Source organism: Rhizobacter sp., assembly GCF_031412495.1.
Taxonomy (GTDB): domain Bacteria; phylum Pseudomonadota; class Gammaproteobacteria; order Burkholderiales; family Burkholderiaceae_C; genus Schlegelella_A.
Map to the genome: position 1 here is coordinate 1 of NZ_JANODC010000216.1, position 3240 is coordinate 3240.

The 3240-nt window shown below is 75.1% G+C and carries 4 protein-coding genes; 2 read left to right on the forward strand and 2 right to left on the reverse strand.

Annotation, left to right across the window (positions count from 1 at the left end; all coding sequences use genetic code 11):
* The coding region (locus AC30N0_RS08130) for a bifunctional acetate--CoA ligase family protein/GNAT family N-acetyltransferase (protein WP_489517420.1) at positions 1–1779 on the forward strand (1779 nt) is incomplete at its 5' end.
* Between the two features lie 39 nt (positions 1780–1818).
* On the forward strand, positions 1819–1962 hold the full coding sequence (locus AC30N0_RS08135) for a hypothetical protein (protein ID WP_489517421.1): 144 nt from the start codon (positions 1819–1821) through the stop codon (positions 1960–1962).
* 12 nt (positions 1963–1974) lie between these two features.
* Here AC30N0_RS08135 and AC30N0_RS08140 read toward each other — a convergent pair whose 3' ends face one another.
* On the reverse strand, positions 1975–2427 hold the full coding sequence (locus AC30N0_RS08140; RefSeq protein WP_489517422.1) for a universal stress protein: 453 nt from the start codon (positions 2425–2427) through the stop codon (positions 1975–1977).
* Positions 2428–2566: 139 nt separating this feature from the next.
* Positions 2567–3240: urease accessory protein UreH domain-containing protein (locus AC30N0_RS08145; RefSeq protein ID WP_489517423.1), on the reverse strand; the 674-nt coding region annotated here is incomplete at its 5' end.

A 3240-nucleotide genomic window follows, 5' to 3' on the forward strand; every position in this document is an offset into this window, starting at 1 on the left:
GCGGGCATCGGCCTGCCGGAGCTCGGGCCGGCGCTGACGGCCGCCCTCGACGCGGCGCTGCCCGGGCACTGGTCGCACGGCAACCCGATCGACATGATCGGCGACGCGCCGGCGAGCCGCTACACGGCGACGCTGCAGGCCCTGCTCGCCCATCCCGAGGCCGGCGCGATCCTCTTCCTGCATGCGCCGACGGCGATCGTGCGCAGCGACGAGATCGCGCGCGCCTGCGCCCCGCTCGTGCGCCAGGGCGCCGGCCGGGTGATGTCGTGCTGGCTCGGCGACCAGGCCGTCGCCGACGCCCGCCGCATCTTCGAGGCGGCCGGCGCCGCCGACTACGAGACGCCGGAGGCGGCCGTGCACGCCGTCTCGCTGCTCTCGACCTACCGGCGCAACCAGGCCCTCCTGCTCAAGGTGCCGACGGCCAGCGAGAACGGCCCGCCCGACCTCGCTGCGGCGCGGGCCATCGTCGCCGCGGCGCTCGCCGACGGTCGCGAGATGCTCGACGAGCTCGAGGCCAAGAAGCTGCTCGCGGCCTACCGGATCCCGGTCGTGCCGACGGTCAGCGTGACCGACGACGCCGACGCGGCGGTGCGCGCCGTCGCGGGGTTCGACTACCCGGTGGCCCTGAAGATCCTGTCGCCCGACATCTCGCACAAGTCGGATGTGGGCGGCGTCGCGCTCGGCCTGCGCGACGAGGCGCAGCTGCGCGAAGCGGTGGCGGCGATGCGCGGGCGCGTTTCACAGCGCATGCCGGCGGCACGCATCGCCGGCTTCACCGTGCAGCCGATGGCTGCGCGGCCGCACGCCGAGGAGTTGATCGTCGGCGCCAGCGTCGACCCGCTGTTCGGGCCGGTGCTGCTGTTCGGCCAGGGCGGCGTCGCGGTCGAGGTGCTGGCCGACCGGGCCCTGGCCCTGCCGCCGCTCAACCGCGTCCTCGCCCGCGAGCTGATCGGCAGGACCCGCGTCGCCCGCCTGCTCGCCGGCTACCGCGACCGTGCGCCGGCGAAGCTCGACGCCATCGGCGACGTGCTCGTCGCCGTTTCGCAGATGCTGGCCGACCTGCCCGAACTGGCCGAGCTCGACATCAACCCTCTGTGGGCCGACGCCGATGGCGTCCTCGCGCTCGACGCGCGCGTGCGCCTCAGCGCCGCGCGGCCGGGCGGCGCGGCGCGCTTCGCCATCAAGCCGTACCCGGCCGAGCTGGCCGAGACGCTGCGCTGGCGCGACGAGACCCTCGTCGTGCGACCCATCCGCCCCGAGGACGAGCCGCAGCATCGCGCCTTCCTCGACCGCGTCCGCCCCGAAGACCTGCGCCTGCGCTTCTTCAGCGCCCGCAAGACGCTGCCGGCGAGCGAGCTGGCGCGCCTGACGCAGATCGACTATGCGCGCGAGATGGCGTTCATCGCCGTGCGCACCGGCAGCGACGGCACGCCCGAGACGCTGGGCGTCGCCCGCGTCGTCGTCGACCCCGACAACGTCGAGGCCGAGCTCGGCATCGTCGTCCGCTCCGACCTGCAGCGCGGCGGCCTCGGCACGCTGCTGATGCGCCGGGCCATCGACTTCCTGGCCGGACGCGGCACGGAGCGGCTGGTCGCGGATGTCCTGCGCGAGAACCCCGGCATGCGCCGCCTCGCCGCCTCGCTCGGCTTCGTCGCCGACGAGCGTCCGGCCGAGCCCGGCAGCGTCCGTCTCGTCCTGCACCTGCCCGGCGCGGCGGCCGCGACGTCGACCGAAGGAAAGCTTGATGCGGCGCAAGGCCGGCGCGGCGCGGGTGCCTAGAGTGCCTTTATCGCGGCCGCGCCGCCCCGGAGACATGTCATGACGTTCAGGAACCTGCTGGACAGCCTCGGCGGATGGATCGCACTGGTCTGCGCCGCCGCCGTGTTTTTTCTTTCCCTCGCCGACCTGCCGGTCGGCGCCGGTCTGGCCGAGCCTGCGCGTTCGGCCGTCGCCGCGCGCTGAGCCGGCGAGGGCTCAGGCGTCGGCAGCGCGCACCAGGAGGATCGGCACCGTGGCGCTGCGCAGGATCCTCTCGGCGTCGCTTCCCAGCAGCGCCCGCGCGAGGCCACGCCGGCCGTGCGTGCCGATGACGATCAGTTCGGCCTCCCACGCCTTCACCTGATCGCAGACCCGGTCGCAGAGGCCCGCGCCCAAGCCGTCGAAGAGCACCGTGTCCACGGCCACGCCTTCCTGCACGACGCGCTGGCGCGCCTTCTGCAGGACCTCGTCGCCGGCCCGGCGCAGCAGGGCCAGCACGTCGGAGGCCATCGCCGCGTAACCCTCGGCGCTGAAGGCGAACGGCATCGGGTCGGTGACGTGGAGCAGGCGAAGCTGGCCGCCCGTGAGCTTCGCCATCTCGATCGCCCGGGTGAGGCCGGCGTCCGAGGGCGGGCTGCCATCGACGGGAACGAGGATGCGCTGGTACATGAAACCTCCGGTCGCAGTGGGGATGCGCGTCTGCGCACCCTTCGCAATCTAGGCTCGTCGCGTTCGGGCTCGTTGATGCAGCGCAAGCCGAAGGCACTTCACGGCCCTCCACGAACCCTCCCCTGGCGCCGACAAGGTCCTAGGCGCACCACGCCCAGCCCGCGCGCCGGCCCGCGTCGATGAGCAGGGCCCAGCCGGCGCTGCCGGCGAGCAGCAGCCCGGCCGCGCGCACCGGCAGCGCCCGCCAGCGCGGCGATGCCGGCAGCGAAGCGAGCCGGCGCCAGAGGAACGGCGCCCCATAGAGGCCGGCCCCCGAGGCGACGGCGAAGACCGCCATCACCAGCGCGCCCTGCGCCGGCCCGGACGCGAGCGCGCTGCCGAGCAGCGCCGACTGCAGCAGCCCGCACGGCATCGCTGCCCAGAGCAGGCCGGCTGCGCCTGCACCTGCCGCACCGGCTCCACGCGGCAGCCAGCGGATCGGCTGCGGCCCGGCGCCGACCGGCACGACTGCGGCGCGCGCCAGCCACGCCGGTTGCCGGCCGTTGACGAGAAGCCAGAGGCCGAAGCCGAGCCCGGCCGCATGCGCCATGCGCCAGAGGGCAGCGAGCATCGGCTCGGCGTCGCGGGCAAGGGCGAGCCACGACACGCCGCCGGCGAAGAGCGCGCCCACCGCCGCGTAGCTCGCGATCCGGCCGGCCTGCAGCGCCAGCGCCGCCGTGCCGCACGAGCCGCGGCGGCCGCAGGCGCGTGCGATCGCGCCCTGCGCCGGCCCGGACGCGAGCGCGCTGCCGAGCAGCGCCGACTGCAGCAGCC

Excerpts from the sequence above, each read along its gene's own strand:
- AC30N0_RS08135 (WP_489517421.1), top strand. The coding sequence starts at position 1,819 with ATGACGTTCAGGAACCTGCTGGACAGCCTCGGCGGATGGATCGCACTG.
- AC30N0_RS08140 (WP_489517422.1), bottom strand. The coding sequence starts at position 2,427 with ATGTACCAGCGCATCCTCGTTCCCGTCGATGGCAGCCCGCCCTCGGAC.